This window comes from Kytococcus sp. HMSC28H12, assembly GCF_001816045.1.
GTDB lineage: Bacteria > Actinomycetota > Actinomycetes > Actinomycetales > Dermatophilaceae > Kytococcus > Kytococcus schroeteri.
Genome location: NZ_KV824549.1, coordinates 1 through 308, shown reverse-complemented (window position 1 = coordinate 308; position 308 = coordinate 1). Strand labels below are relative to the sequence as shown.

Annotated in this window: 1 protein-coding gene; it reads left to right on the top strand. The window is 72.1% G+C overall.

The features are described 5' to 3' along the window. Nucleotides 1-211, top strand: a 211-nt coding sequence (locus HMPREF3099_RS12450; RefSeq protein ID WP_168168486.1) for a S8 family serine peptidase, incomplete at its 5' end; no start/stop codon positions are given. Between the last annotated feature and the right edge of the window lie 97 nt (nt 212-308).

Here is a 308-nt window from a genome sequence, read left to right as displayed (position 1 = left end):
CACCTCCTCGGCCTCCCCCATCGTGACCGGTGCCGTGGCCCTGGTCTCCTCCATCGCGCAGGAGAAGGGCGTGGAGCTCGACCCGGCCGCCATGCGCACACTGCTCATGGAGACCGGCACCCCGCAGGCCGGGAACGACAGCGCGCACATCGGGCCGCTGCCCAACGTGGTCAAGGCCGTCGAGGGACTGGGTTCCGGCTCCGCCGAGTGACCCGATGGCGAAGGGGCCGCTCCCGGTGGAGCGGCCCCTTCGCACGTCGGGGATCTCCCCGCACGGGAAAGGCGTCGGGCACACCGGAAGTTTCCGG